Consider the following 667-nt stretch of genomic DNA (forward strand, 5'->3'; position numbering starts at 1 on the left):
GGTGATGTGGCGAATGAAGATGTGGCTAAATTCAACCCGATAGACGGCAAGAAATTTGGCCTCAAAGACGGTGATGAAATCCGCATTACCAGCCCTGTGGGTACGCTGACCTGTAAGGCGAAGCTGTGGGAAGGTGTCCGTCCTGGCACTGTGGCTAAGTGTTTTGGCCAAGGGCATTGGGCCTATGGACGTTACGCCAGTACCAAATTTGGCATAACCCCAAGAGGTGGCTCAAATAATGACTTGATTGCAGACAGATACGATCGCTTAAGTGGCGCGTCGGCATTCTATGGTCATATCCGTGTTCGTGTTGAGAAAGTGTGAGGTAACCCACTATGAGATTAGGAATGGTGATTGACCTACAAAAATGTGTAGGGTGTGGTGGCTGTAGCTTAGCCTGTAAAACAGAGAACAACACGAACGACGGTATTCATTGGTCGCATCATATTGCCACCACAGAGGGGATTTTTCCTGATGTAAAATACACTTATATACCGACCTTATGTAATCATTGTGATGATGCACCTTGTGTAAAAGTCTGCCCGACAGGGGCTATGCACAAAGATAAGCGCGGCTTAACGCTGCAAAACAATGATGAATGTATTGGTTGCAAGAAGTGTATGAATGCTTGCCCATACGGCGTGATTAGTTTTAATGCGGCAACACC

At 46.8% G+C, this 667-nt stretch carries 2 protein-coding genes; both read left to right on the forward strand.

Translation table 11 applies throughout. From position 1 onward, the window contains the following. The coding region (locus H5185_RS22355; RefSeq protein WP_310741711.1) for a molybdopterin dinucleotide binding domain-containing protein at nt 1–324 on the forward strand (324 nt) is incomplete at its 5' end. Nucleotides 325–335: 11 nt separating this feature from the next. After that, nucleotides 336–667 (forward strand): 4Fe-4S binding protein (locus tag H5185_RS22360; protein ID WP_182743356.1); only part of this gene is annotated, 332 nt, incomplete at its 3' end.

The organism is Shewanella sp. SG44-6 (assembly GCF_014164185.1).
Classification (GTDB): Bacteria; Pseudomonadota; Gammaproteobacteria; order Enterobacterales; family Shewanellaceae; genus Shewanella; species Shewanella vesiculosa.